A 25119-nucleotide genomic window follows, 5' to 3' on the forward strand; every position below is an offset into this window, starting at 1 on the left:
AATTTGCTGCAAAGGTTCCAGTCATTGTTTATTAAGGGAAACGCGGGAATTTTTTGAAGTCAGGTGAGCGTTTTTCCTTGAATGCGTCACGGCCTTCCTTCGCTTCATCCGTTGTATAGTAAAGCAATGTAGCGTCTCCGCCCATTTGCTGCAGACCAGCAAGTCCATCAGTATCTGCGTTTAAGGAAGCTTTCAAGAAGCGTAATGCTGTAGGAGACATCGAAAGCATCTCTTCACACCACTTAACTGTTTCTGCTTCCAGCTGATCCAATGGCACGACTGTGTTGACCAAGCCCATATCCAATGCTTCCTGTGCATTATATTGACGGCATAGGAACCAGATTTCACGAGCTTTCTTCTGACCGATGTTGCGTGCAAGAAGACCAGCACCGTATCCAGCATCAAAGCTTCCGACACGAGGACCGGTTTGGCCGAAGATCGCGTTATCTGCAGCAATCGTCAAGTCACAGACGACATGAAGCACGTGACCGCCGCCGATTGCGTAACCGGAAACTTCCGCCACTACTGGTTTCGGAATGACACGGATCAAACGCTGCAAATCAAGTACATTTAAACGAGGGATTTGGTCATCCCCGACATAGCCGCCATGACCGCGGACTTTCTGATCGCCGCCGGAGCAGAATGCTTTGTCGCCGACACCTGCAAGTACGATGACGCCGATGTTAGAGTCGTCACGAGCGTATGTAAACGCATCGATCAGTTCATTTACCGTCTGTGGACGGAACGCGTTGCGCACGTGTGGACGGTTGATTGAAATCTTTGCGATTTGATTGTATTCTTCGTATAAAATATCTTCATACGTACGGGTAGCTTCCCATGTAATTGCCATTATGATTCCTCCAATATATCCGCTTCGACATGAAGCAAGTATCTTCTTACTATTTTATCAAAAATTCGCGGTTGTTCAACATGGACACAATGACCGGCCGCTGCCACGATATGAAAATCGGCAGCAGGAAGCTGTCTTTCCATCTCCTGATTGATGCCGACGAATTTATGATCCAATGCTCCGGTGACAAGCGTCACCTGTATTTCCAACCGGGATAGTTTGTCCCAATTGGAATCCTGCCTGCCTGTCCCCATGGTGCGGAGTGACTTAGCCAAACCGCTTGCTTGCTGGGAAAGCCGCTCTAGCCTGATTGCCATTCGGAGCGGCTCAGGCAGGCTTTTTTGTGTTTCGAACAGCGGGATATTTTCCCAAAAATCCACAAACTGTTCCAGTCCTTCCTCTTCCAGCCGGCTGGCCAAACGCTCATCTTGCCGCTGTCTGGCCAGCCTCTCTTCGGCTGTCAGCAATCCAGGTGATGCACTTTCCAAAAGCAGTTCGCTCACTTTGCCTGGATAACGGCAGGCAAAGGTAAGTGCTGCCCTGCCTCCCATGGAATATCCGAGAAGCTTCACCCTTTGAATACCTAGCTTATCAAGGAAAGCAGCAATCTCATCTGTGAAACGGTCCATCGTCAGGTTTTCTTGAATGTCCGACTGGCCATGGCCAGGCATATCCAATGCTATCACATGATGTTTTTCAGCCCATGCATCCAGGAATGGCAGCCATGTCTGATGGGTACCAGTAAAGCCGTGAAACAACAAGAGTGTCTCATCATGTCCCCTACCATATTCCATGTAGTGAAAATCAGGCATGACTGTTCTCCAGGTAATGTAAAAGCTCTTTTTCAGCTTCCTGCCATTTTTCACGGTGCCAGCTGACATTGGACTCCCGTTCGGTACGCACTTCGATGATATGCATGCCTTTTTTATTATAGCTTTCCTGCAAGGCTTCGGCAAAAGCTGACCGATCAGCTGCCAGTGTATATGGCAGCTGATAAAGACCTGCCACGTGCGTGAAGTCCAAGTTGGTCGGTGTACCGAAAAGCGTCTCGAAATGAGCAGCTTCCTGCGCCTGCGGCAAGAAGCTGAAGATGCCCCCGCCATTGTTATTGATGACGACAATGGTCAAATCAAGCCCGTAATTCCGACCTGCCATCAGCCCATTCATATCGTGATAGAAAGAAAGATCCCCAATCACTAGCGTGGTGCGCTTACCGCTGGCGGCAACACCCAATGCGGTAGAAACGACTCCATCGATCCCATTCGTTCCACGGTTGCACCATGGCTGGATGTGTTTGTCCGTGGTGAAGAAAAAGCTATCCAAATCACGGATCGGCATGCTATTGCCAACGAACACATTACTTTCATCAGGAGTATTCCTGAGGATGTCTTGAACTGCGATTCCCTCTGTAAGCTCCATATTTTCTGTATCAGCAGTCAGAACCTGCCGAGCAATTTGGTTCATTTGCTGCCATTCAGGCAGCCATGTATCCATCCTGGCAGGTGAAGATTCTGATAGCGCCTCACAGAGCTTGACAGGGTCGCTGTAAACAAATTGTGTGTTCATGCCCACAGGCTCACGATATCCGGCGTGTTTTTCTACAACAATATGGTTGCTGCCTGCATACTCTTTCATAAGGAATAAATACGGCTTGGATACAGGCATTGCTCCAAAGCGGATAATGAAATCCGGCTGCAGTTTCGCACGCACAGAAGCCGATTTTAAGATTGTATCATATGTTTCGATGATAACGTCCTTTGTATGGGCTCCGCTTCTCAATTGCGATAATGGATCGGCCAGTACCGGGAGCTGCCAATTCTCCGCCAATCCGACAACAGCATGGGCAAGCTCCGCATCATCCTGGGGACCGACGACAATCAAGCCCCTCTTACCAGTCTCGAGTATTTCGACAAGACGCTGTATATCGTTTTCATGCAATCGAGTTGTGCCATACAACGGCGGCTTAGCAGCGGATTCTCCTGAGGACCATATGTTTTCAATGGTAAAATCAGGCGTAAGCGGCTCGCGGAACGGAAAATTGAGATGCACCGGTCCTGGATTTCCTTCCAACGCCTGCTGCATCGCTCTGCCCGCTTGCTGCTGTACATATCGAAGTGCTGACGGATTCGCTTCCGGCAGCATCATCTCATGGAACCATTTGACGAAGCCGCCGTACATTTGAATCTGATTGATTGCCTGTGGTGCACCTACATCACGTAATTCATGCGGGCGATCAGCCGTCAATAAAATCAAAGGAATACGACTATAAAACGCCTCAACGACCGCAGGCATGTAGTTGGCTGCTGCAGTTCCAGATGTACAGACGAGCGCCACTGGCTTTTGACTTTCCTTCGCCAGACCAAGCGCGTAAAACGCAGCGGAACGCTCATCCAAATTCACCCAATGCTTCATATGCGGATGCTCCGTCATCAAAAGGGCAAGCGGAGTGGAACGAGATCCCGGTGAAATGACGACCTGCTCCACACCACTGCGCCAAAGGGCGTCCACGAAGTGCCCTACATATTTGGACAATGTTTCAATATGGCTCATTTTGACACCTCCAAAGCTTCCAGCATCGGACGGAATTTAATCGCCGTCTCCTCGAATTCCATATCCGGATCCGAATCCTTCACGACACCGCAGCCTGCAAATAAAACAGCCTGTTTCTCATTCAGCAAGCCGGATCGTATGGCAACGGCAGTATCTCCATTACGATAGCTGTCCATCCAGCCTACCGGCGCACCGTACCAGCCACGCTCTAGCGGTTCTTTTACTTCGATGAAATCCAGTGCTTCCTGCTTAGGAAGACCTCCTAAAGCAGGTGTGGGATGCAGTTCCTGGACGATTTGCTGTAACGATGCCCCTGGGAGGAGCTTAGCGGAAACAGGCGTGTGCAAATGCTGGAGCTGACGGAGCTTCAATAACTGCGGCCCGCCAGGCAAGCGCAGGTCCTTGGCATATTTACGTATCACACCAGAAATCATCTTCACGACGTATTGATGTTCTTCGCGGTTCTTACTATCGTGCAGCAACGCCTCTCCAATCGATTGATCTTCGGCCTCATTTCTGCCTCGTGGTGCAGTGCCTGCAACACAGCTTGTATGCAATATGCCGGACTGTACACGTACAAGACGTTCAGGCGTAGCTCCGAGGAAGCAAGCTGAGCCATTTTCCACTGCGAAAATGAAACTGTCCTTTTGTGTATCCAGTAAATTACCAAGCACATTTGACACGTGGATTTTCGCTTTGAATTCCAATTTCATCCCACGTGCCAGCACGACTTTATCCAGTTCAGTCGATTTTATTGTGTCCGTTGCTTCTTTTACTAACCGCTTCCAAGCTTCTGATTCAAGCTCCTCCTTGCTGATGAGCTCTTTGCGGACAGCTGGAATAGTATCTTCAGCGAATAACTGTTCCAGCTGTCCAAGGACGGCTGTTATTTGGCTCTCGATATTTGAGCCATCGACTAACTGATTGATCGTTAGATAATAATCTGCCTTCGTTTTGGTCAAAGTAAAAGCAGGTATGCGATATTGTGTGTCCGGGAACTCTTGCCACAGGTAGCGTTCCCGCTCTTTTTGAAAGTTCATTCCACTGAAAGCGACTGGGCCCGTTCCTGCTTCTGCCGAAAGATTGTGAACAACTGCACTTTCTATAGCATGCTCCCATTCATCGGCTTTACGCATATCCATCACTGTTGGTCCGGCACCAACCAAGCAAAAGTCATCCTTTTGGCTGTACCAGAAATTACGATGCCCTTCCAAAGAAGCACCATTGGCAAAGAATCGGAGAGGATCTATCGCTCCGACTTTCTCAGTCCAGCTGACCAGTATTTTCTGCTGTCGATTCTCGGCAGCTTCACGAAGAAAAGACTCGAAATCTGTCTTATATTGTTGAATCATGTTTTCCGACCTCCACATTACTGCAAGGACAATTAAAGTACGTTTACGTTCATTTTTGGATGTCCTTCCCTATTCTATTCCCTTTTTCGCCGATTAACAAGGAGGAGCACTTATTAACTTATCTTAAGTAAGTAAATAACATTGACATGCTATCTTTGTTTCCCTAAAATTAATATGATATAATGCCCTGCATTTTTAAGGAGAGAAAGTATTATGCAATCTATCGGAAACGATAATGTGCGACAAGCACTTAATGAGCGCGAAGGCTTCCAAATCTGGTGGCGTCTTATGCGCCCCCATACATTGACTGCTTCTTTCGTTCCCGTCTTTATCGGAACGATGCTCGCTGCGCTGGATGGCAAGATCAACTGGCTGCTTTTTGGGGCCATGCTGCTTGCATGTATCTTGATACAGTGTGCGACGAACATGTTCAATGAGTATTACGACTTTGTTCGCGGTCTTGATAATGAACAGTCTGTCGGAATCGGCGGAACGATTGTACGTGATGGAATCAAGCCGAAAACTGTTCTGGCACTTGCTTTGACATTCTATTTCATCAGCATGCTGTTAGGTGTTTATATCTGTATGGAGTCTAGCTGGTATATCGCATTGATCGGACTGGCATGTATGCTTTGCGGTTATTTGTATACAGGTGGTCCTTATCCGATTTCGTATACACCATTCGGTGAATTGACGTCTGGCGTTTTCATGGGTGCCATCATCATCTGTATTACGTATTATATCCAGACGGATACGCTTACCGGCAATGTCGTATTGATCAGTATCCCCGTCACCATCTTTATTGCCTGCATCAACTTTGCCAATAATTTGCGTGACCATGACGGAGATAAAGCTAATGGCAGACGGACTGTCGCCATCTTACTCGGCCGAAAAAAAGGCGTTACGTTCCTTGGTATCTGGTTCATCATCAGCTATGTGATCACTGCGGTATTAATCGCTGTAGGATTGCTCCCAATTTGGGCTGTGATTACATTCTTGAGCATCAAGAAAGCTCGGGATGCATACCGAGGCTTTCTCGGCAAGACCAAACCGCTTGAGATGATGCCTGCCATGAAGGCCACAGGACAAACAAATACGATTTATGGACTTTTGCTAGTGATCGCTTTATTGATCCAGCAGTTCGTACCATTCTCATTCTAAAAGCGGGCAGCATGCCCGCTTTTTATTTAGGTTTAATGCATGCTTGTGCGGGAATACAATACATACAGAAAGCGGGTAAAATTTTATGGACTTCTCAAACACATTAATGGAGCAGCTGCAAATGCAGGTGGTTGAAGCAAGTAAGGAGCAAGTTGTGATGAAGATGACGGTAGGACCGCATAACCGGCAGCCAATGGGTTTTTTGCACGGCGGTGCCAGTGTTGCGTTGGCTGAAACAGCAGCAAGCATCGGCGGCAATCTGCATGCAGATCCATCAACCCAGGCTGTGTTTGGTCTGGAAATCAATGCGAACCACATTCGCAGTGTCCGATCCGGAATCGTGACAGCTATCGCTTCGCCGATCCATATCGGGAAATCGACGATGGTATGGCAAATCAATATTTCGGATGAGAACAATAACCTGCTCTCTATCGCCCGCTGTACGCTGGCTGTGAAAACGAAACAGCAATAAAGGAGATGGATGAAATGGATAAAGATAAATTGGATTCTTTCCGCAGACAATTACTTGCGATGAAAGAAGAAGCAGAAGAACAAATCAAAGGGAACGATAGCTATAACAGTGCAAAAGAATTTCCGAATGACTCAATCGGTGAAATGTCCACCATCGTCAATCACCCCGGTGATCTCGGTACGGAAATGCATGATCGTGAAACAGCGCAAACGCTTAAGGAATCTGCCCGTGAACGCTTGCGCGATATTGAGGATGCACTTGATCGCATCGAAGAAGGCTCTTATGGACTAAGTGAGAAATCCGGCAAACCTATCCCCGAGGAGCGGCTGGAAGCCGAGCCGACTGCCCGCCTCCTCGTTGAGGAACAGGAAGAAATAGAAGAAAGAAGAGCATAAGAAAAGGCACCCTCGCAGGGTGCCTTTGTTAATTGCGGCGTGTAAAGCCGTGCGGCCACATCCACACGTGTCAAAGACGTGCTTTACCGACTTATGCAATTCAGCTCATCGCTAGATTATTGTAGCATGATCTGTCGTTCTTTGCAATGACTGTTTTACTTCATTAAAAAAAGCTCCCGAGGGGGAGCTTTTAGGCTGCAGCTGTTCGTTTACGCTTGGCGAACCAAGGCTTCAATTTAGCAAACAACGGTACAAATACAATTGCTATGACAATACCTTTCACAAGGTTGAAAGGAAGGATACCAGCAGTGACTGCAACCCATTTCGCATCGTCACTCATGACAGGAGAGCCCAAGAAGATGCTATATAACGGCAGGACAATGAAATAATTCAGCACACTCATTCCGACCGCCATGGCAACTGTACCAGTAACCAACCCGGAGATGAGTGTTTTTTTGCCTGCTTTGAATTTATGATAAAAGTATGCAACCGGCATGACGAAAAGCATACCTGCCAGGAAATTGGCTGCGACTCCAAACGGATCTCCGGCTCCTGTGAAAATAAGATACAATAAGTTCTTGATTGCTTCGACAGCTACGCCTGCCAGCGGTGAAAACAGCAATGCTGCAATCAATACCGGAATCTCACTGAAGTCTATCTTCAAGTAAGAGGGAAGAATCGGAAGCGGGAAATTAAGCAGCATGAGCACCATGCTGATTGCCCCCAGTAAAGCAAAAGTGATCGTTTTAGTCAATTTGGATGAACGCATGATCGTTCTCCTCCTTCATCTTGTTTATCGATTCTAACTCTTGATGAAGGGAAAGCAGCTCATTTACGTCAAAAAGCCCCGGAGCATAGCGCTCTGGGGCTTGGAATATACGCAAATAAGCAAGAAGATGTTCCTCGTAAGGAAACAAGGGTATCCGTGTGGCACCCATCTTCTGCTTCGTATCTTCTCCCATCCAGACTTTCACTGTCGGTCCCGGACTTACACCGGATCAGCCGCAGAACAATCGTCCTGCGGGTCACGGACTTCAGCAGCTTGCTGCTGTCACCGTCGGTCGGGAATTGCACCCTGCCCCGAAGATAGAATCGATTTAGTTTGTCATTTTATTATACCTGCTTTTCATGCATTTGCAACCCCTATGCTCACAGGTCCAATGGATTCAGGCTTTCTTCGCCTGTCAGGTTTGTCAAGAATTTTACCAGCAGGTCGATTTCCTGCTGGATGACCTGCAGACTGACTGTTTCTACCGGAGAATGCATGTAGCGAAGCGGCAAGGATACTAGTGCAGTCGAAACACCTTTTCCTGAATAGCGCATCTTATCTGCATCCGTACCGGTGATGCGCGGCGTCAATTCGTATTGCAGCGGGATGTCGAGCTCTTTTGCTGCTTGCTCCAGCAAAAGGTTCGCCTTGCGGTTGATCGGCGCTCCCTTGGCCAGTACAGGACCTCCATCCAAGCTGACGTCGACTGCTTTTCGACGGTTCACACCTGGGTGGTCGGTTGCGAACGTTACATCACATGCAATCGCTAAGTCAGGCTGGATACCAGCCGCAGCGAAGTATGCACCGCCCATATTCGTTTCTTCATTCACGGTACTGGCTGCATATACGCCTACATTCAGCTTCTCTGCCTTCAGCCTGCGGACGAGTTCCCCGACGATGAAAGAACCAGTGCGGTTATCCAATCCCCGCCCAGTCAAATAGCGATCCATCAATATAGACGGCTGCCGCTGATAAACGATCAAGTCTCCCACTTGCACGTATTGCTCGATTTCCTGCTTGGACTTTGCACCGCAATCAATATACAAATCCGGCAGTTCGAAATCTCCCTTCACCCCGCCGAGATGCATCGCATTCACGCCGACAACACCAGGAATCGTCTTGCCATTTCCCAAGACTTGAACGGTCATACCCAGCGCTGCCTTGGCATTGAATCGTCCCATTTCATCGATGCGGAGGAATCCATTTTCATCGATTCCTGTAACCACCATCGCGATCTCATCACAATGCCCTGCAAGCAGGACCTTGAATTTCGCCTCCGGATTGATGACCGCAATAGCGTTCCCTGACGCATCGGTGCGCATCTCATCGGCAAATGGTGCGTATTCCTTCATCCACTTTTTCTGTATTTCCATTTCAAAGCTGGACGGTGATGCTGTCCGCAGCAGATCCATTAAAAAGTTTTGATTCTCTAGTTGCATATCTATTCCGCCTTTATATGAAGTCTTCTAACACTGTAGCACAAACAGAGGCTTATTTGTTTAGTTTAACCGAACGGTCGGGTAAACTAAACATCAGAAAGGATGAGAGATATGACGACATTGAATGAATGGTTTGACAAAGGAATCAATATCGATGCCTATTTGGAATCCATGCAGACGCATAAAGAAAATACATTGCATATTTACGATCATTACGAGCTTCCGGCCGATACGGAGTTCTTTAACACTCTCCGTTCCCAAAGACTTCGAGCCATCGTGCTGACAGAAGACTGGTGCGGGGATGCGATGCTGAACCTGCCGATTTTTTATCATATCGCCCAGGCAGGCGCGATCGATGTCCGCATCCTTCGCCGCGATGAAAATCTCGAACTGATGTACCAATACTTGACGAATGGCAAGAGCCGTTCCATTCCGATCATCATCTTCATCAACCAAAATGGGGATGAAGTCGCTAAGTGGGGTCCGCGTGCTCCTGAATTGCAAGTATACATCGATGAATCGTTCAGCAGCCTGCCCGATAAGGATGCCCCTGAATATGAAGAAAAACGTGACCAGATGCTCACCTTCATCACAAAATCCTATCGAGACAACCATGATTTCTGGCAGCGGGTATATGCAAGTATGAAAAGAGGACTTGAAGAAGCATAAAAACATCCTACATGGATGTTTTTTGCTTTGTTAGACTATTGCAACTTGCGCTCCAACTCTTCCAATAATGCATTGCTCGTTCCATTTTGCAGCAGATCATAATACAAGCCCAACTTGCATAATTGGTCTGCCCGCAGTGAAATGCCTTCTTTATCCCCTTCATAATGAAGAAGTACTTGCTCCATAAAAGCATTGCTCACCTGAGAAATACCTGCAAAATCAATAGCCGGGTCGCCGATATGTGCATCACTGAAATCAATGACGCCGATTTCAGCTGCCGCTTGCTCCCATAAAATATGTGCTGTTCTTAAGTCTCCATGTACCACAGCCATCCGTTCGGTCTGCAACGTCGAAAACAACCTCTCTGTATGATGGATGATGGATGCAGGCATGTCCGGATAAAAATTTCTTACTTTTTCAAGTAACAGGTCATAATAGCCCTTATCCCGTTTCGGCAGTTCATACCGAGACGCATCGACATGATGAAGAGTCGTGAGAAAAGAACCCAGTTGAATCGCAGCTTCTTTCAGTGCTTCCGCCGGTAGATTCCTGTGTATCGGACTACCGGGAATATATCGATAAATCATTACCAAATTACCATTCGTGGCTTTGCAAATACGATATGCCGGCAGCCTGATATCAGCTTTGAGCTGCAATTCCGATAAAAGCTTCTGTTCAGCGCGATTGACAAGCCTTTCTTCCTTCGGTATCCGCAGCACCCAGTTTCCATTCACGACATACACTTCATGATCCCAGCCCGTATCAATGGTTTCCAATTCTTTAATTGGTTCCTTGATGTATGTTTCCACCCATGTTAACGCAGTCAGATCCACCACCTCCGTTTAAAGCATGTGATTATACATATACTAACAAAAAAGAGGAGGGATAGGTTGGTCACTCAATTTTTGCGACGCTTCTATTTTCGGCTGCCTATTTTCATTCGTCTCTTCTCAACCGTACTTTTTGTCATGCTGGTTTTCGGAATCAGTATGCACTATATAGAACCAAAGCAATTCCCCACTTATTTTGACGGAATTTGGTGGGCTTTCGTGACAGCATCCACTGTCGGCTACGGTGATATCATCCCGGAAACATTACATGGCAAGATCCTTGCGATAATACTTATCCTTTCAGGTGCAGGTTTGTTCACTTTTTATTTGGCTACCATCGCGGCAGGGACCGTCAAGTACACCCAAGATCTCTCCAAGGGGCTGACCGATTTCAAAGGATCCAATCATATCATCATTGTCGGCTGGAATGAGCGGGCACGGACACTGCTGCAACGGCTGACCGAAAAACACCCGGAACAGCCCGTTGTTTTGATCGATCAGACATTGACCCAGCTCCCCTACCGTGATCATCCATTACACTTCATCCGCGGAGATGCTTCAGAGGATAAGACACTTCAAAAAGCCAACATCCAGCAAGCAACCACCGCTATTATTACGGCAAACGCAGGAAAGAACGAAAAACAAATTGATTATCTGACAATCCTGACAACGATTGCTTTGCGCGGGAACAATCCTAAAATTCATATTGTGGCAGAAGTGCTGACTCATAATCAAAAAGAAAATCTCCGACGTGCGGGAGCGGATGTCGTGATCCGGACGAATGATTTCGTTAGTACGTTGTTTTTCCATGAGGTGTATCACAAAGAGAAGAAGAGCCATCTGGAGCTCTTGCTGCATTTCCTTAAAGAACAGGAAATCCGGATCATCCCTTTACCGAGTGAATTAGTCGGTAAAAGTTACTTTGAAGCAAACCGTTATTTCGCTCGCAAAGACAAGACAGCGATCGGCTATATGCGTGAGGCAAACATGGATATGAGTCCGGACTTCCAAGAGCCGATGCATATAGAAGATAGCATTATCATCTTGCAACATATCGAATAAAAAATCCCTTCTGCCCGCTATGGACTGAAGGGATTATCTGCTTATAGTCTTTTTTCCAAGGCTGCTTTTTCTTCCTCGTAGCCAGGTTTGCCAAGAAGAGCGAACATGTTTTTCTTATATGCTTCCACTCCCGGCTGATCAAACGGATTCACACCAAGCAAGTATCCGCTGATCGCACAAGCTTTTTCGAAGAAATATACGAGATAGCCGAAGCTGAATGGATCAAGCGCCGGAACTTCCACAACCAAGTTCGGTACATTTCCATCTGTATGCGCAAGCAGTGTACCCTGGAATGCTTTGTGATTCACTTGATCGACTGTCTGACCTGCAAGATAGTTCAGGCCATCAAGATCTTCCTCTTCCGCTTCGATCGTTACATCAGATTCAGGTTGTTTGACATGCACGACTGTCTCGAACAAGTCACGACGTCCTTCCTGGACGTATTGACCGAGGGAATGCAGATCTGTGGAGAAGTTGGCAGATGCCGGGAACAATCCTTTTAGATCTTTTCCTTCGCTTTCCCCGAACAATTGCTTCCACCACTCACTGAAATACTGCAAAGACGGCTCATAGTTCACAAGCAGCTCTATTGTTTTGCCCTTGTTATATAGAACGTTCCGGATGGCAGCATATTGATAAGCCGGGTTTTCCTTAAGATCGGATACAGTCAGTTCCTCCTGCGCCTTTTGTGCACCAGCCATAATGCTGTCGATATCGACGCCAGCTGCTGCAATCGGCAGTAATCCCACTGCTGTCAGGACTGAGAAACGCCCTCCCACGTCATCAGGAATGACGAATGATTCGTATCCTTCTTTGGAAGCAAGTGTTTTCAATGCTCCTCTGGCTTTATCCGTCGTCGCATAAATGCGTTTGCGTGCTTCTTCGATGCCGTACTTTTCTTCCAGATATTTTTTGAACAAACGGAAAGCAATGGCCGGTTCAGTCGTCGTACCACTTTTGGAAATGACATTCACACTGACGTCCTTACCTTTGATTGCATCCATCAGCTGATTCAGATAAGGAGCACTGATGCTATTGCCGACAAAGAATACCTGAGGTGCTTTGCGGTCTTCTTTGGAAAGTACATTGAAAAAACTGTGCGTCAATGCTTCGATTGCAGCACGGGCGCCAAGATAAGAACCGCCGATTCCCACAACGAGCAGGACATCCGAGTCGGATTGAATCTTTTCTGCAGCTTTTTTGATGCGTGCAAATTCATCCTTATCATAATCTGTCGGTAACTGAAGCCAGCCAAGAAAATCATTGCCGGCACCCGTTTTATTATGTAGTTGTTCATGCGCAGCCTGTACGAGCGGCGCCAGGTAATCCAGCTCCTGCTCCCCGATATATGGCATCGCTTTCTTATAATCGAATCCGATGTGTGTCATATTCATCCTCCTTGAAACTGCTTACTACTGCAACTTTACCGAAACTGGACAAGTAAAGCAAGAATTGTTATAGGAATAAAATCATCCAACAAACGCATGCTAAGAAAGATTTATCATCTCGCTTCATGAAATGGAGGTTATGCAGTTGAATATGATACAGCGTATCGCTCTTGTTCTTGTCATAATCGGCGCGATCAACTGGGGACTAGTCGGTTTATTCAACTACGACTTGGTTGCAGGTATCTTTGGTAATGGCAGTCAGGCGGCCGCTTTGCCGCGGATCATCTACAGTCTTGTCGGATTGGCTGGTCTAGTGTCGATTTCTGCACTTTTCCTCGAGCGTAAAGAAGTGGAAGAAGCGACAACAACCAAGGCATAAGCGGATAAATCAAAAAAGACCCCCTGCGATAGGGGGTCTTTCCATTATTTACGGTTGCCTTCTGTTTGTTTGATCCAGTCCTGCAGTTTATCTTTCAATGTGTTGAAGCCTGCTGGCGCATCTTCGGAAACAGCTTGTTTTGGGCTGTTTTGCGTTTTGGCAGGAGCCTCTTCCGTCGCACGGATAGAAAGAGAGTACTTACCGTTTTCTTCGTTGATATCAAGGATTTTGACTCTCACTTCATCACCTACGGATAGGTGTTCACTGATATCTTTAACGAAACCATGAGTCACTTCGGAAATGTGAACCAAACCTTGTACTTGCTCATCCAAAGCGACGAACGCGCCGTAAGGCTGGATTCCCGTAACTTTTCCTGTCAATACTTGTCCTGTTTCAAACTTCTCTGCCATACTAAACAACTCCCGATTTTTTCTACTTTTATTCGCAATATATAATTCTATCATAGTAAGTTGGATTCGGCAAAAAATTATAAAATGATGTTTTTTTCTCAGAACAGGTTTGCACCGTAATTATTTGGGCAATACATACTACTGTAAGACTTTCTCGTATTCCCCCTGTAGGCAAAGCGATGCGTATCGCTTTGCTCTTTTTTTTGCATATAAAGGCGAAAGGAGCTGAAACTAATGATAATTGGAGGCAAAGGGGCAACGCAGGATGTTTTACTCGAACGATATCTACCATCACGATGAATCAGCTATTAATTACCGTTTTTACCCATCTCTCAACGATCATACTTCGGGTACGATCCTTTTGCTTCATGGTTTCCTAGCTTCAGGATACTGCTTCCACCGCATGATTCCCGAGCTGCGCCAGCGATATCATGTGCTGACAATGGATTTCCCCCCTTTCGGCAATAGTGGTAAATGTGCAAAAGCGGTGTTTTCATATGACTATTACACTCGCCTTGTCGTCTCCCTTTTGGATCATTTGCATATCAAAAAACTGGATATCGGCGGACATTCCATGGGCGGCCAAATTGCGATGCGATTTGCATATGCGTATCCCCACCGCATAAATAAACTGTATCTGTTCGCCCCATCAAGCTATATGCTGCCAACTGACGCATTCAGCAGCCTGATCGCTTCCGCCAATTTCTTCCCTGCTATCATGCAGCTCGTGTTCGAAGCAAGCAGTGTTGTCAAATTCCTGCGCCATCTCGTCGCCGATCCCGAGAAAGTCACCCTGCGCATGGTAGTGGCGTACAGCATCCCCTTCATGAAAAAGGAACTTTATCCTAATCTGGCGGCCTTCATCCAGACACGAGGCGGGGACTTGCCAAATGACAGCCTGCAACAGATCCAGGCAGAGACAGTCATTTTTTGGGGCGATTTAGATCCATTGCTTCCACCTTCCATCGGCTATCGTCTGCTTGCAGAGCTTCCCAACGCCACGCTTCATGTCCTTCCGGATGCTGGCCATCTCCTGCCGGAAGAGACACCCGAGACACTGGTCTCATTTATGGACTGATCAATCATTTCGCTTTTCGAAGCATTTATTTATATAATGGGAGAAAGAAATGATGAAAGGAATGGGGAATATGCATAATTTCGAAATAATTCATGACCGCCGGAATTCCCGCTCCGTAAAATGGGACAATTTGAAGGCACTATATGGAGCGGAAGATGTTTTGCCGATGTGGGTTGCGGATATGGATTTCCAATCTCCGCAAGCCGTGATCGAAGCCTTGAAGAATAGGGCGGAACATGGCATCTATGGCTATACGATCACTGATGCCACTGTTTCCAAAGTCGTATCCGATTGGGTAGAAAAACGCCATGGCTGGCGTGTGAAACCCAGCTGGCTCCTGTATAGCCCTGGAGTTGTGACTAGTCTGCATATGGCGATTCAGACATTCACAGAACCTGGCGATCAAGTCGTCATCCAAACACCTGTTTATGCACCTTTTTATAACGTAGTCAAAGCACATGACCGCAAACTTGTCGAAAATCCTTTGATCGCCGAGAATGGTACATACCGAATGGATTTCAGACAGTTGGAGAGCTGTTTCCGAGCAGGAGCAAAAGCGATGATCTTATGCAATCCGCATAATCCAGTTGGTCGTGTCTGGACAAAAGAAGAGCTCGGACAGCTAGCGAATCTTTGTCAAACCTATGATGTTCTGCTGCTGTCGGATGAAATCCATGCTGATTTGATTCATGAAGGACATCAGCACATCCCGATTGCTTGCCTGTCCGAGGACATGAGTAAACGGACGATCACCTTCTTGTCACCATCGAAAACATTCAATTTAGCAGGACTGCAAGCATCCTATGCAATCGTCGAACAGGAAGATAAGCGCAAGCAGCTGCAAGAAACATTCTCCAAGCAAGGGTTCCATATGCTGAATACAATGGCGGTTGCTGCGATGGAGGCTGCTTACATGGACGGCGAGGAATGGCTGAAAGGTCTCTTGGATATATTGGCAGTCAATAAAAAGCTGGCTGAAGATGCATTGGCGGATAATCCACTGATTCAGCTTGCTCCGCTGGAAGGCACCTATTTGATGTGGCTTGATTGCCGCAATATGAACCTGGAACAAAAAGAATTGATGGATTTCTTTGCTAAAAAAGCGAAGCTGGGATTCAATGACGGCATTCAATTCGGCGAAGCTGGTGCTGGTTTTGTCCGGATGAATATCGCCTGTCCACCTGAAACGATGCGTGATGCGCTCAAGCGCCTGATGAACAGCCTGAAAGAATTCGAGGCAGCGATATGAACCCATTGGAAATCGGGAGTATTGTAAAAGCTCGGTACAAAACTGGTGCCTATGTCGGTAGAATCAAGGAAGAGCGCGGCAAATTTTATTTAGTAGAAGTACTTGCAGTCCTTAAACATCCGCAACAAGGCGATCTGCACAATCCAAAGGAAACAGAAGGTGTCTTCTTCCATGAACGACGGGCACTCGCCCATCATGAAAAAGCGAATATACCGAAGTCTGCCGTAACTGCATTCACAGATGACATTCCAGACTATCCCGCTTCTTTACAGACAGCATTGCAGCAGCTCAAGGAAGATTTAAATGGACAGCCCGCCTCCGCTTACCGTGATCTCGCACTCTCAAATATGGGTTCGCTGGAAAAAGATTATTTCGGCTGAAAGAAAAAGGCAGGAAGCATTGCTCCTGCCTTTTATCAATTGTCTCGAGCTCCCGGGACCGTGTGATTACGTTTATTCGGTACTATAAATCGCCTTCGATTTCTATCCCGGATCGGGATCACAGCATGTTCCTCGACTTGTTGTATGTATAGTGATTAAATTATTAATTCGATATTGTGAAAAATATTCCTCAGAACTAAATACAAAACCTAGAAAAAACTCCCAAAAAGGAACTTTTTTGAACTAGATCCATAGTATCTTTGATAGCTGTTCCCACAGGTATAATGGAATATCCCATCCCCTTTATATCTTTAGAAAAGTAAAAAAGCCGGAGAGAATTCTCCAGCCTTTTTAATCAGCTTAAATGGTTTTCCAATATTTCTCTAATACCTTCCAATGCAGCTTCCTCATCGTTACCATCTGCAGTTATGACCACTTGTGCACCTTGCGGGACACCTAGTGACATGACACCCATGATCGATTTCAGATTGACCTTTTTCTCCTTGTATGTCAGTTCAATTTCAGAATTGAACTGACTGGCTTTATTGACGAGTAACGTTGCAGGGCGCGCATGGATCCCCGTTTCGCTTGTGATTGTGAAAGTCTTTTCTTGCATGTTATTCCCTCCAAAGCTTATGTACATGTAATTGAATGTGATTGTAATAACATATTTCATTATAGGAGATAAGAAAGCGGTTTTAAATGGATAAGCCACTTTTTTAAGTTTAAAAACCGCCACGCGGCAGAAGTTTGAGTTTATCCTGTTTTTATGGTAATTTTGACACATCTAGCAAAAAGGAGTGCTGTCATGAGTGTACATATCAATGCAGAAGCTGGCCAGATTGCGGACAAGATCCTGCTTCCTGGTGATCCGCTGCGCGCAAAATACATCGCTGAAACATTTTTGGAAGATGCGAAGCTCTACAACGAAGTAAGAGGAATGTACGGCTATACTGGTACGTACAAAGGAGAAAAAATCTCTGTTCAAGGTACTGGAATGGGTGTTCCTTCCATCAGCATCTATGTGAATGAATTGATTCAGAGCTACGGCGTGAAGAAACTCATCCGTGTCGGCACATGCGGCGCTATCCAAAAAGATGTCCAAGTACGGGACGTCATCCTCGCCTCCACATCCAGCTCCGATTCCCAAATGAACCGCCAGGAATTCGGTACGGTCGATTTCGCTCCGACAGCTGATTTCGATTTGCTATTGAAAGCATATCAGGCCGGACAGGCCAAGGGCTTGAATATCCGTGTTGGAAACGTCTTTACAAGCGATCGCTTCTATCGCGACAACACTTTGGAGTTCTATGGAAAATTAGCGGATTATAACGTCTTGGCTGTTGAAATGGAAACAACTGCCCTGTATACACTTGCAGCGAAACATGATTGTCAGGCACTATCCGTCCTCACAGTCAGCGATCACATCCTGACAGGTGAAGAAACAACTGCCAAAGAGCGTCAGACTACATTCAGCGACATGATGGAAATCGCATTGGATGCTGCAATCCAGGCATAGAAGGAGGCTTCTATGCCTTTTTCTATGCTTAAATTGTAAACCCAATAAAAAAATAGGTTGACAATAAACAGGAGCTTGTTTACTATTTCATCAAGGAGTTGATAAATGATGAGTCGTACTGGTAAATTGACTGCAAGCGCCATGTTTGTCGGCTTGATGACCGTCGGTGGGAATATTTCGGTCTGGCTGCCTTTTCTCGCCGTTCCAATCGGAGGACAAACAGTGCCATTATCGATGCAGCCTTTCTTCGCATTGCTTGCCGGTTTGCTGTTAGGGTACAAGTGGGGATCTTACAGCATGATTTGTTACATATTGCTTGGTTTGACTGGTCTGCCAATATTCGCGGATCTCTCAGGAGGTTTTGCTGTCTTTGCAGGACCTACTGGCGGTTTCTTGCTATCTTTCATATTCATTGCATTCATCGCTGGATTCATCATGGAAAAAACCCACTTCCGATTTCGAATTTTCGGAGCGGTGATCGCTGGCGTGCTGGTGAATTATCTTATCGGGGTCACCTATATGTACGCTGCCATGCAGCTTTGGATGAGCGTGGATATTAGTTATTTGGCCGCTTGGATCAGCATGGTCCCATTCTTTGTCAAAGATATCTGTTTCGCGATACTTGCAGCAATGTTTTATCCGAGAGTGGCTTATGCGTTTGGAAAAGGTAAAGTAACATATAATACTTCGTTTAAATGACATTTTCTCAGGGAAATTTAGTTATAATGATTACATCATACATTATAGCTTTTTTCCCGAAAGGATGTCGCCGCACATGTCATTGTTCCAGAATTTGCCTTTATGGAGTGCATTGATCGCGATAATATTCGCACAGGTAATCAAAGTGCCCATCCGTGCTATTGCAGATAAACGCATTCAGCCTGATTTAGCATTCAGTACAGGAGGAATGCCGAGCAGCCATTCCGCCGCGGTAGCTGCACTCACGACTTCCATTGGTTTCGAAAGCGGACTCAGCTCTCCCGTATTTGCTGCCTCCTTCGTTTTTAGCATCATCATCATGTTTGATGCATCCGGTGTCAGAAGACAAGCAGGTGAGCAAGCAATCTTGCTGAATTTGCTCTTGAAGGATTTCCAGCGCTTTGTCGAGGAAGCAAGAAACTGGGGCAGTAAGCAGGAATTCGAAAAAAATCGCGAGATCAGGGAAATGCTCGGCCACCAGCCGATAGAAGTCTTTTTCGGAGCATTAACCGGCATCGCCATCTCCCTTGTCATCTATTTGCTGTTTTGACTGTAGCTGCAGCTGCTTGCCTTCTGAATCATGTACTGGAAGCTGCCTTTGTTCATATTCGATGACGTCTTCCACTGTCAAATTGGTCAGCTGGCTCCATGTCACATACATAGCTGCAAGCCAGAGAGTACAAAGCAAAGCTCTTTTGCACCAACGTCGGATCATATCTTTCACCTCTGGTAACAGCATCGACAAATGAATCACGCCCTATACGAAAAAAGCAGCCGCTTGGCTGCTTTTTTCGTTAGCCGAAGATATTGAATTTCCCTTTTTTCAAGACCAATCCGACACCGCCCAGCTGATAGAGATAGCGATTATCGGATGCTTTCTTCATGACATCCGCTGGTTTCCCGAACAGCTTCTTGCCCATTACGACACCCATGGCATCACCGCCGCCCAAGGAAGCAAGTGTGCCTTTGATCTCTGGAACAAATTTCTGCGTATTGCTTTCCCTGCGGATGAGTGCTTTTAGATTCTGGGCACAATTAAATCCCATTTGCGTAGCTATCTGGGCTGTCGGAGGGAATGGTTTGCCGGTTTCTTCATTCATGATGGCAGCACAGTCACCAACGATAAAGATATCGTCATGATTCGGATCGCGAAGATCTTCTGTCACCATCACCTTGCCGCGGTTCACTTCGAAACCGGATTCCTCCAGGATGGAATTGCCTTTGACACCGGCAGCCCATACAGTTGTATTGGTTTTTACCGTGTGCCTTTCGCCTGCTTTTTCATAAACGATGCTGTCGGCCGTCACTTCCTTGAGGAAGGCATTCGTCTGGAATTCGATTCCGCGCGATTCCAACGAATTCAAGGCATACTCGACGAGCTGCGGATCGAATCCCATCATGACAGACGCCCCAGCCTCAATAACGATGACTCTCACTTTATCACGGTCGATATCATATTCCTTGCACAGCTTCGGCACACGTTCTGCAAGCTCTCCGGCAAACTCGATGCCAGTGAATCCTCCTCCGCCGATGACGATATTCAACCGCTCTTCTTTCTTTTCTTTTTCATTATTATAGACAGCGAAATTATGCTCGATATGTTCCCGGATCAAGCGGGAAGAGTTGATGCTGCGGATAATGTACGCATGGTCAAGAAGTCCCTCGATGCCAAAGTTCGCTGGCTCAAAGCCCAGTCCGACGACAAGATAGTCATAAGAGAGTTCGCCATTCTCCATCACCAGCTTCTTTTCCTCCGGTTTGATTTTCGTCACTGTATCCTGGACGAAATTGACTTTTTTCGCATCGATGACATCCTTGATTGCGATGCGTGTCTGGTCATGATGCCTCGTGCCAGCCGCATTTTCATGGAGCCATGTCGTCTGGTAGTGGTAATCATGTTTGTTGACGAGTGTGATGCTCGCCTCGTCCGCTCCAATCAGTTTTTGAAGTTTCACTGTCGTGATCAGGCCGCCGTAACCTGCGCCTGCAATCACAATTTTCGGTTTGCTCATCTTCGATCACATCCATTAACATAGTTTGGTTTTCCAAAGCTTGCAACAACCTAACAACACATTAATTTTTTGTTTGTGATACTATTCACTTTATAAAGCAGATGAAAACATAAAACTGTCACAAAACCTTCATCAATATTATGGTAAACGTTTTCTTTCCTTTAATCAACCAATAAAGGAGAAGCTATTCCTGGCATAGAGCCTGCTACTTTCGAGATAAAAATCCTTCTTCTTACTCATATTTCTGTAACTATGATAAAATACCAGTTGTTACGTTTAAAAATACTAGGAGGAACCGGTATGTCAGATCAAGTATATGATGTGACCATCATCGGTGCAGGTCCAGTCGGACTTTTCACCGCATTCTATGGTGGGATGCGTCAGCAAAGTGTCAAAATCATTGAAAGCCTTCCCCAAGTCGGCGGACAGCTTTCTGCCCTATACCCAGAAAAATACATCTATGATATAGCAGGTTTCCCACAGATCCGTGCACAGGAATTGGTGGACAACCTTATGGAACAGCTGAAACGCTTCGATCCGACGATTGCACTCGGTGAGTCAGTCGATAAAGTCGAGCGTTTGGAAGATGATACATTCCGCATCGAGACGGACAAGGACGTGCATTTCTCCAAGACCATCATCATCACGGCAGGCAACGGTGCCTTCCAGCCGCGCCGCTTGACGGTTGAACGATGTGATGAGTTCGAGGGCATCAACTTGAACTATTACGTGGATAATATGCAAAAATACGCCGGCAAGCGTGTATTGCTGGCCGGCGGCGGCGATTCCGCGGTCGACTGGGCGCTGATGCTCGAACCGATCGCCAAAGAAGTCATCCTCGTCCATCGCCGAGATGAATTCCGTGCCCATGAACACAGTGTGGAACGACTTATGCAGTCCAATGTAAGAATCATGACTCCTTATACTCCAGTCGAAATGCTGGGTACGGACCGCATCGAGCAAGTCGTCCTGCAAAAGGTGAAAAGCGAAGAAAAAGAAACGATTGATGTAGACGAAGTGCTTGTAAACTATGGCTTCATCTCCTCCCTTGGACCGATCAAACAGTGGGATTTGGAAATAGAGAAAAACAGCATCGTTGTCAATACAAAACAAGAAACGAATATCCCTGGTATCTATGCTGCAGGTGATATTTGCACATATCCAGGTAAAGTCAACTTGATCGCCTCTGGATTCGGTGAAGGCCCGACAGCCATCAACAATGCCAAAACGTATATCGATCCAGATGCACGTGTACAGCCAAAGCATTCCACAAGCATGTTTTAAACACAAGCGCACCGGTTACCTTTAAGGAAACCGGTGCTTTTTATATGCTTCTTGTATAAGGAAGCCCTTCTATCACACACTAGTAGCGATAAAGGAGGAGCTGTATGGAAAACGAATTCGAACATCGCTTGATTCCGCTTGCCTCGATCAAGAGCGGAAAGGAAACGACCGTCTCCCCGACCGTCCATGGATATTTGGACAGAATCGTCAACGTATTCTTCATTGAAAACCCTGATACAAAAGAATGGGTGCTTGTCGATGCCGGTGTACCCGATACCGCGGGCAATATCAAACAGGCAGCTGCCGAGCTGTTTGGAGAAGACGCAAAACCAGCCTGCATCATCCTTACACATGGCCACTTCGATCATGTCGGCAGTATAGTAGAGCTGGTGAAAGAATGGGATGTTCCTGTTTATGCGCATGAATTGGAATTGCCTTATTTGACCGGACAGCTGGACTATCCGGAAGGCAATACAAATGCAGGCGGTGGTCTGATCACGAAAATATCCAAAACATTCCCGAATGCAGGCATCGATTTGAGCCAGCATGTACGCCTCATCCCGCTTGATCATCAAGTACCGCATCTGCCGGGGTGGCAATGGATCCACACTCCTGGACATACACCGGGTCATATCAGCTTATTCCACCAAGAAGACAAAGTCTTGATTGCCGGCGATGCATTTACGACTGTCCAGCAAGAATCCCTGCATAAAGTTCTGACACAGCAAAAAGAATTCAATGGTCCTCCCCGCTACTTCACCATGGACGAGCAAGAAGCCTTTCGCTCGATCCGGAAATTGAAGGACCTGCATCCCAAAGCAGCCGGAACCGGTCACGGCATGCCTGCTTTCTTTGAAGAATTGGAAGAAGGTCTCAAAAAGTTAACTGAAACAAGCAAATAAAAATTCATCAACATTTGATTAGTCCAATTCACTTGCGAATTGGGCTTTCTTTTTGTTTTGCGCCTTGTTAGGATTTCGAATGATATAATATGTTGGAACTGTTTATTTTTGTATAAGGAGTGAAAAATATGAATCAGTTATCACAGTCATATTGGGATGAATTCTGGAAGGCCCAAGATAAACAAAAACCAAACAAAGTCAGTGCATGGCAATTCGGAGCTGATCCCGATTACTTGGCTCAATTAGTAATGGATGGTATAAAAACAGCCACTTGTTCGGGACTGATTTTTTATGAACTCGAAAACGAGCCTTTGCCCTCCGTTGATGATTACAATATTGTCTTAAGCAGCAAAGATGAACCACTGGCAATCATCAGAACCTCTGATGTAAAAATAATGCCGATGAATGAGGTTCCAGAGGAGTTTGCCATTGCTGAAGGTGAGGGGGACAGAACGTACCGATATTGGAAGGATGTTCACGTAGAATTCTTTACGGAAGAGCTGAGAAAGTTAGGACTCGAATATTCAGAAGACATGAAGCTAGTGTGTGAGCGTTTTGAATTAGTAGATATAAAAAAATGATGAAAAGACGCTTGGAAAAGTTTCCGAGCGTCTTTCCATTAGCGTTGAACTGTTTCAAACCCTTTCTCCCACTTCTGTTTTTTTCTTCATTTTCGGTACTGTTTTTCGGATTGTCTTTTGACGGAAGTCCTGCTCCAATTCCTCCAATGAGCGATTCTTCGTTTCCGGCAACGTTTTATGGATGAAGATAATCGCAGCAATACCCAGTATGACAAAGATCAGGAAAGTGCTGGACAGTCCGATTGCGCTAAGCAGGACCGGGAATGTCAAACTCACAGTGAAGTTCGTCATCCAGTGAAAGAATACCGCAATCCCCATCCCCATTCCGCGAATGCGTGAAGGGAAGATCTCAGACAGCATCAGCCATGTGACAGGTGACACCGCTCCTTGCTGGAATGCCAGGAATGTTACAGTGAGGCCCAAAACCAAATATGGCAGCAGAGCAGTACCTTCAAAGAAAGTTGTCACGATTGTTATCAAAAGCAATGCACTTGTCGTTCCGATAAAACCGGTTATCAGCATTGGTCGGCGACGTACTCTGCCTAATAGCCAGATACCGAAGATTGCGGCAGCGACGGAAATGATACCATTGGCAATATTACCTATCAATGCTGCATCCCGGCCGAACCCTGCATCACTTAAAATCTGCGTACCATAATACATGATGGAGTTGACACCGGTTATCTGCTGGATGACACCGATACCCAATCCGATAAGGACGATTCTCCTGATCCAGGGAATGGCCAGATCCTTAAAGGAAGCTTTATCAAGATTCTTTTCTTTCTCCACTGTTTTTTTGATTTGTTCGATTTCTTGTTTGGCCCGATTTTTACGGCGGATCTTTAATAGGATCTGGAAAGCTGTCTTCAGCATACCTTGCTGCGCCAGCCATCTTGGACTCTCCGGCATGACAAGCATTCCGAACCATAATACAATCGCAGGCAATGTTGCGATAACAAGCATATAACGCCAAATATGTGCAGTATCTCCAAATAGATTTCCAAGCAATGCGTTGGAAGAATAAGCAAGCAGCTGACCGGTAACGATCATCAAATCATTGATCGTCACCATTTTCCCGCGCGACTCAGAAGGTGACACCTCCGCAAGATAAGCCGGAACTGTAACCGATGCACCACCGACAGCTAGTCCGAGCAGTACGCGAAAGGCAATCATCGTCTCCGTGTTCGGCGCGAAAGAACAGCCCAAAGTCGCGATAAAGAATAAGACAGCCAAGTATAAAATGACACGCCGGCGCCCGACTTTATCGGCAAGCTTCCCGCCGGATACAGCACCGAACGCTGCACCGAGAAGCAAGGAACTCGCCACCATTCCTTCTGTTAAGGGCGTCAGATTCAGTTGGTCTTCCTGCCCCATGAAAGGCAGCGCTCCATTGATGACACCTGTGTCATATCCGAATAATAATCCTCCGAAGGTAGAGATGAATGCAATCAGTCTCAACCTCCGCTTCGAACTTCGGCCATCATCCTCGATTTGAGGGACATTCCCTCTGCCATTCGCTTGTTTGTCCATCTTCTCTCTCCTCCATTTTTCGCATGTTGTCTGCAGTACAAACAGTGCCTTTACCCTTGGTTGTATGTAGGGGTTGGTAGGAGTTATATACCCGTAATCTGTTAAGATAATCATTTTTCTTGTATGACAATTTCATTTTCCGCGTAACAGTGGTATTAC

The 25119-nt window shown here is 46.3% G+C and carries 29 protein-coding genes and 1 riboswitch; of the genes, 15 read left to right on the forward strand and 14 right to left on the reverse strand.

Features of this window, described 5'->3' with window-relative positions:
• Nucleotides 1–31 precede the first annotated feature (31 nt).
• From menB to AB1K91_RS02410, 4 genes are read right to left on the reverse strand one after another with little or no spacing between them, the layout of a single operon-like run.
• Nucleotides 32–850 (reverse strand): 1,4-dihydroxy-2-naphthoyl-CoA synthase, encoded by an 819-nt coding sequence (gene menB, locus AB1K91_RS02395; protein WP_413087822.1) that lies wholly within the window; start codon nt 848–850, stop codon nt 32–34.
• The gene (menH, locus tag AB1K91_RS02400; protein ID WP_413087824.1) at nt 850–1662 is read right to left on the reverse strand and encodes a 2-succinyl-6-hydroxy-2,4-cyclohexadiene-1-carboxylate synthase; all 813 of its coding nucleotides are present in this window, start codon (nt 1660–1662) and stop codon (nt 850–852) included. Before menH ends, menB begins: the two co-directional genes overlap by 1 nt.
• Nucleotides 1655–3400, reverse strand: coding sequence for a 2-succinyl-5-enolpyruvyl-6-hydroxy-3-cyclohexene-1-carboxylic-acid synthase (gene menD / locus AB1K91_RS02405; protein ID WP_413087826.1), 1746 nt, complete (start codon nt 3398–3400; stop codon nt 1655–1657). Before menD ends, menH begins: the two co-directional genes overlap by 8 nt.
• A complete protein-coding gene (locus AB1K91_RS02410) occupies nt 3397–4752 on the reverse strand; it encodes an isochorismate synthase (RefSeq protein WP_413087828.1) in 1356 nt (451 codons plus the stop codon). Before AB1K91_RS02410 ends, menD begins: the two co-directional genes overlap by 4 nt.
• Nucleotides 4753–4965: 213 nt before the next feature.
• On the opposite strand from AB1K91_RS02410, the gene AB1K91_RS02415 reads away from it, so the two are divergent.
• The 3 genes from AB1K91_RS02415 to AB1K91_RS02425 all read left to right on the forward strand — a co-directional run bounded on the left by AB1K91_RS02415 (nt 4966) and on the right by AB1K91_RS02425 (nt 6780).
• On the forward strand, nt 4966–5913 hold the full coding sequence (locus AB1K91_RS02415) for a 1,4-dihydroxy-2-naphthoate polyprenyltransferase (protein ID WP_413087829.1): 948 nt from the start codon (nt 4966–4968) through the stop codon (nt 5911–5913).
• Between the two features lie 85 nt (nt 5914–5998).
• The gene (locus tag AB1K91_RS02420; RefSeq protein ID WP_413087831.1) at nt 5999–6385 is read left to right on the forward strand and encodes a PaaI family thioesterase; all 387 of its coding nucleotides are present in this window, start codon (nt 5999–6001) and stop codon (nt 6383–6385) included.
• 14 nt (nt 6386–6399) lie between these two features.
• Nucleotides 6400–6780, forward strand: a complete 381-nt coding sequence (locus AB1K91_RS02425; RefSeq protein ID WP_413087832.1) for a TraR/DksA C4-type zinc finger protein — start codon at nt 6400–6402, stop codon at nt 6778–6780.
• A gap of 190 nt (nt 6781–6970) precedes the next feature.
• Here AB1K91_RS02425 and AB1K91_RS02430 read toward each other — a convergent pair whose 3' ends face one another.
• From AB1K91_RS02430 to AB1K91_RS02440, 3 genes are all read right to left on the reverse strand, one after another.
• Nucleotides 6971–7549: an ECF transporter S component gene (locus tag AB1K91_RS02430; protein WP_413087834.1), complete on the reverse strand. Its 579-nt coding sequence runs from the start codon at nt 7547–7549 to the stop codon at nt 6971–6973.
• Entirely contained in the window at nt 7527–7754 is a 228-nt protein-coding gene (locus AB1K91_RS02435) for a hypothetical protein (RefSeq protein ID WP_413087836.1), read from the reverse strand. The genes AB1K91_RS02430 and AB1K91_RS02435 overlap by 23 nt, the downstream gene beginning before the upstream one ends.
• A riboswitch (FMN riboswitch) is annotated at nt 7727–7872 on the reverse strand. Its footprint overlaps the gene before it by 28 nt.
• Before the next feature lie 57 nt (nt 7873–7929).
• Complete coding sequence (locus AB1K91_RS02440) at nt 7930–8988, reverse strand: M20/M25/M40 family metallo-hydrolase (RefSeq protein WP_413087837.1); 1059 nt, start codon at nt 8986–8988, stop codon at nt 7930–7932.
• A 111-nt stretch (nt 8989–9099) separates the two neighbouring features.
• Here AB1K91_RS02440 and AB1K91_RS02445 point away from each other — a divergent pair, with 111 nt between their 5' ends.
• Entirely contained in the window at nt 9100–9657 is a 558-nt protein-coding gene (locus tag AB1K91_RS02445) for a thioredoxin family protein (protein ID WP_413087839.1), read from the forward strand.
• Between the two features lie 35 nt (nt 9658–9692).
• Here the strand turns inward: AB1K91_RS02445 and AB1K91_RS02450 are convergent, their stop codons facing one another.
• A complete protein-coding gene (locus AB1K91_RS02450) occupies nt 9693–10490 on the reverse strand; it encodes a phosphotransferase family protein (protein WP_413087840.1) in 798 nt (265 codons plus the stop codon).
• A 57-nt stretch (nt 10491–10547) separates the two neighbouring features.
• Here AB1K91_RS02450 and AB1K91_RS02455 point away from each other — a divergent pair, with 57 nt between their 5' ends.
• Complete coding sequence (locus tag AB1K91_RS02455) at nt 10548–11549, forward strand: potassium channel family protein (protein WP_413087842.1); 1002 nt, start codon at nt 10548–10550, stop codon at nt 11547–11549.
• Nucleotides 11550–11590: 41 nt separating this feature from the next.
• Here AB1K91_RS02455 and AB1K91_RS02460 read toward each other — a convergent pair whose 3' ends face one another.
• Complete coding sequence (locus tag AB1K91_RS02460; RefSeq protein WP_413087844.1) at nt 11591–12937, reverse strand: glucose-6-phosphate isomerase; 1347 nt, start codon at nt 12935–12937, stop codon at nt 11591–11593.
• A gap of 145 nt (nt 12938–13082) precedes the next feature.
• Between AB1K91_RS02460 and AB1K91_RS02465 the strand changes: the two genes are divergently transcribed.
• Complete coding sequence (locus AB1K91_RS02465; RefSeq protein WP_413087846.1) at nt 13083–13316, forward strand: DUF378 domain-containing protein; 234 nt, start codon at nt 13083–13085, stop codon at nt 13314–13316.
• 44 nt (nt 13317–13360) lie between these two features.
• Here the strand turns inward: AB1K91_RS02465 and yugI are convergent, their stop codons facing one another.
• A complete protein-coding gene (yugI, locus tag AB1K91_RS02470; protein ID WP_413087847.1) occupies nt 13361–13726 on the reverse strand; it encodes a S1 domain-containing post-transcriptional regulator GSP13 in 366 nt (121 codons plus the stop codon).
• A gap of 265 nt (nt 13727–13991) precedes the next feature.
• On the opposite strand from yugI, the gene AB1K91_RS02475 reads away from it, so the two are divergent.
• The 3 genes from AB1K91_RS02475 to kapB are packed head-to-tail and all read left to right on the forward strand — an operon-like array spanning nt 13992 to nt 16433.
• Nucleotides 13992–14804, forward strand: coding sequence for an alpha/beta fold hydrolase (locus AB1K91_RS02475; RefSeq protein ID WP_413087849.1), 813 nt, complete (start codon nt 13992–13994; stop codon nt 14802–14804).
• Between the two features lie 49 nt (nt 14805–14853).
• Nucleotides 14854–16053, forward strand: a complete 1200-nt coding sequence (locus tag AB1K91_RS02480) for a MalY/PatB family protein (RefSeq protein ID WP_413087851.1) — start codon at nt 14854–14856, stop codon at nt 16051–16053.
• On the forward strand, nt 16050–16433 hold the full coding sequence (gene kapB, locus AB1K91_RS02485) for a kinase-associated lipoprotein KapB (RefSeq protein WP_413087853.1): 384 nt from the start codon (nt 16050–16052) through the stop codon (nt 16431–16433). The genes AB1K91_RS02480 and kapB overlap by 4 nt, the downstream gene beginning before the upstream one ends.
• A 355-nt stretch (nt 16434–16788) precedes the next feature.
• On the opposite strand, the gene AB1K91_RS02490 is transcribed toward kapB, so the two are convergent.
• Nucleotides 16789–17049 carry a phosphocarrier protein HPr gene (locus tag AB1K91_RS02490; protein WP_413087855.1) on the reverse strand — a complete coding sequence of 87 codons (261 nt, stop codon included), beginning with the start codon at nt 17047–17049 and terminating at the stop codon, nt 16789–16791.
• A 192-nt stretch (nt 17050–17241) separates the two neighbouring features.
• On the opposite strand from AB1K91_RS02490, the gene deoD reads away from it, so the two are divergent.
• The 3 genes from deoD to AB1K91_RS02505 all read left to right on the forward strand — a co-directional run bounded on the left by deoD (nt 17242) and on the right by AB1K91_RS02505 (nt 19201).
• On the forward strand, nt 17242–17952 hold the full coding sequence (deoD, locus tag AB1K91_RS02495; protein ID WP_413087857.1) for a purine-nucleoside phosphorylase: 711 nt from the start codon (nt 17242–17244) through the stop codon (nt 17950–17952).
• Nucleotides 17953–18057: 105 nt separating this feature from the next.
• Nucleotides 18058–18651, forward strand: a complete 594-nt coding sequence (locus tag AB1K91_RS02500; RefSeq protein WP_413087859.1) for a biotin transporter BioY — start codon at nt 18058–18060, stop codon at nt 18649–18651.
• A gap of 76 nt (nt 18652–18727) precedes the next feature.
• Nucleotides 18728–19201, forward strand: a complete 474-nt coding sequence (locus tag AB1K91_RS02505; RefSeq protein ID WP_413087860.1) for a divergent PAP2 family protein — start codon at nt 18728–18730, stop codon at nt 19199–19201.
• On the opposite strand, the gene AB1K91_RS02510 is transcribed toward AB1K91_RS02505, so the two are convergent.
• Both AB1K91_RS02510 and AB1K91_RS02515 read right to left on the reverse strand, forming a co-directional pair.
• On the reverse strand, nt 19157–19396 hold the full coding sequence (locus tag AB1K91_RS02510; RefSeq protein ID WP_413087862.1) for a hypothetical protein: 240 nt from the start codon (nt 19394–19396) through the stop codon (nt 19157–19159). The genes AB1K91_RS02505 and AB1K91_RS02510 overlap by 45 nt on opposite strands.
• A gap of 49 nt (nt 19397–19445) precedes the next feature.
• Nucleotides 19446–20663, reverse strand: a complete 1218-nt coding sequence (locus AB1K91_RS02515; RefSeq protein WP_413087864.1) for an NAD(P)/FAD-dependent oxidoreductase — start codon at nt 20661–20663, stop codon at nt 19446–19448.
• A 300-nt stretch (nt 20664–20963) separates the two neighbouring features.
• Between AB1K91_RS02515 and AB1K91_RS02520 the strand changes: the two genes are divergently transcribed.
• The 3 genes from AB1K91_RS02520 (at nt 20964) to AB1K91_RS02530 (ending at nt 23430) form a co-directional block, all read left to right on the forward strand.
• The gene (locus AB1K91_RS02520) at nt 20964–21947 is read left to right on the forward strand and encodes an NAD(P)/FAD-dependent oxidoreductase (protein WP_413087866.1); all 984 of its coding nucleotides are present in this window, start codon (nt 20964–20966) and stop codon (nt 21945–21947) included.
• 104 nt (nt 21948–22051) lie between these two features.
• The gene (locus AB1K91_RS02525; RefSeq protein ID WP_413087867.1) at nt 22052–22849 is read left to right on the forward strand and encodes an MBL fold metallo-hydrolase; all 798 of its coding nucleotides are present in this window, start codon (nt 22052–22054) and stop codon (nt 22847–22849) included.
• 128 nt (nt 22850–22977) lie between these two features.
• Nucleotides 22978–23430: an ASCH domain-containing protein gene (locus AB1K91_RS02530; protein WP_413087869.1), complete on the forward strand. Its 453-nt coding sequence runs from the start codon at nt 22978–22980 to the stop codon at nt 23428–23430.
• Nucleotides 23431–23484: 54 nt separating this feature from the next.
• Here AB1K91_RS02530 and AB1K91_RS02535 read toward each other — a convergent pair whose 3' ends face one another.
• Entirely contained in the window at nt 23485–24960 is a 1476-nt protein-coding gene (locus AB1K91_RS02535; RefSeq protein ID WP_413087871.1) for a sugar porter family MFS transporter, read from the reverse strand.
• Nucleotides 24961–25119: the final 159 nt, after the last annotated feature.

The organism is Terribacillus jepli (assembly GCF_047228925.1).
GTDB lineage: Bacteria > Bacillota > Bacilli > Bacillales > Amphibacillaceae > Terribacillus.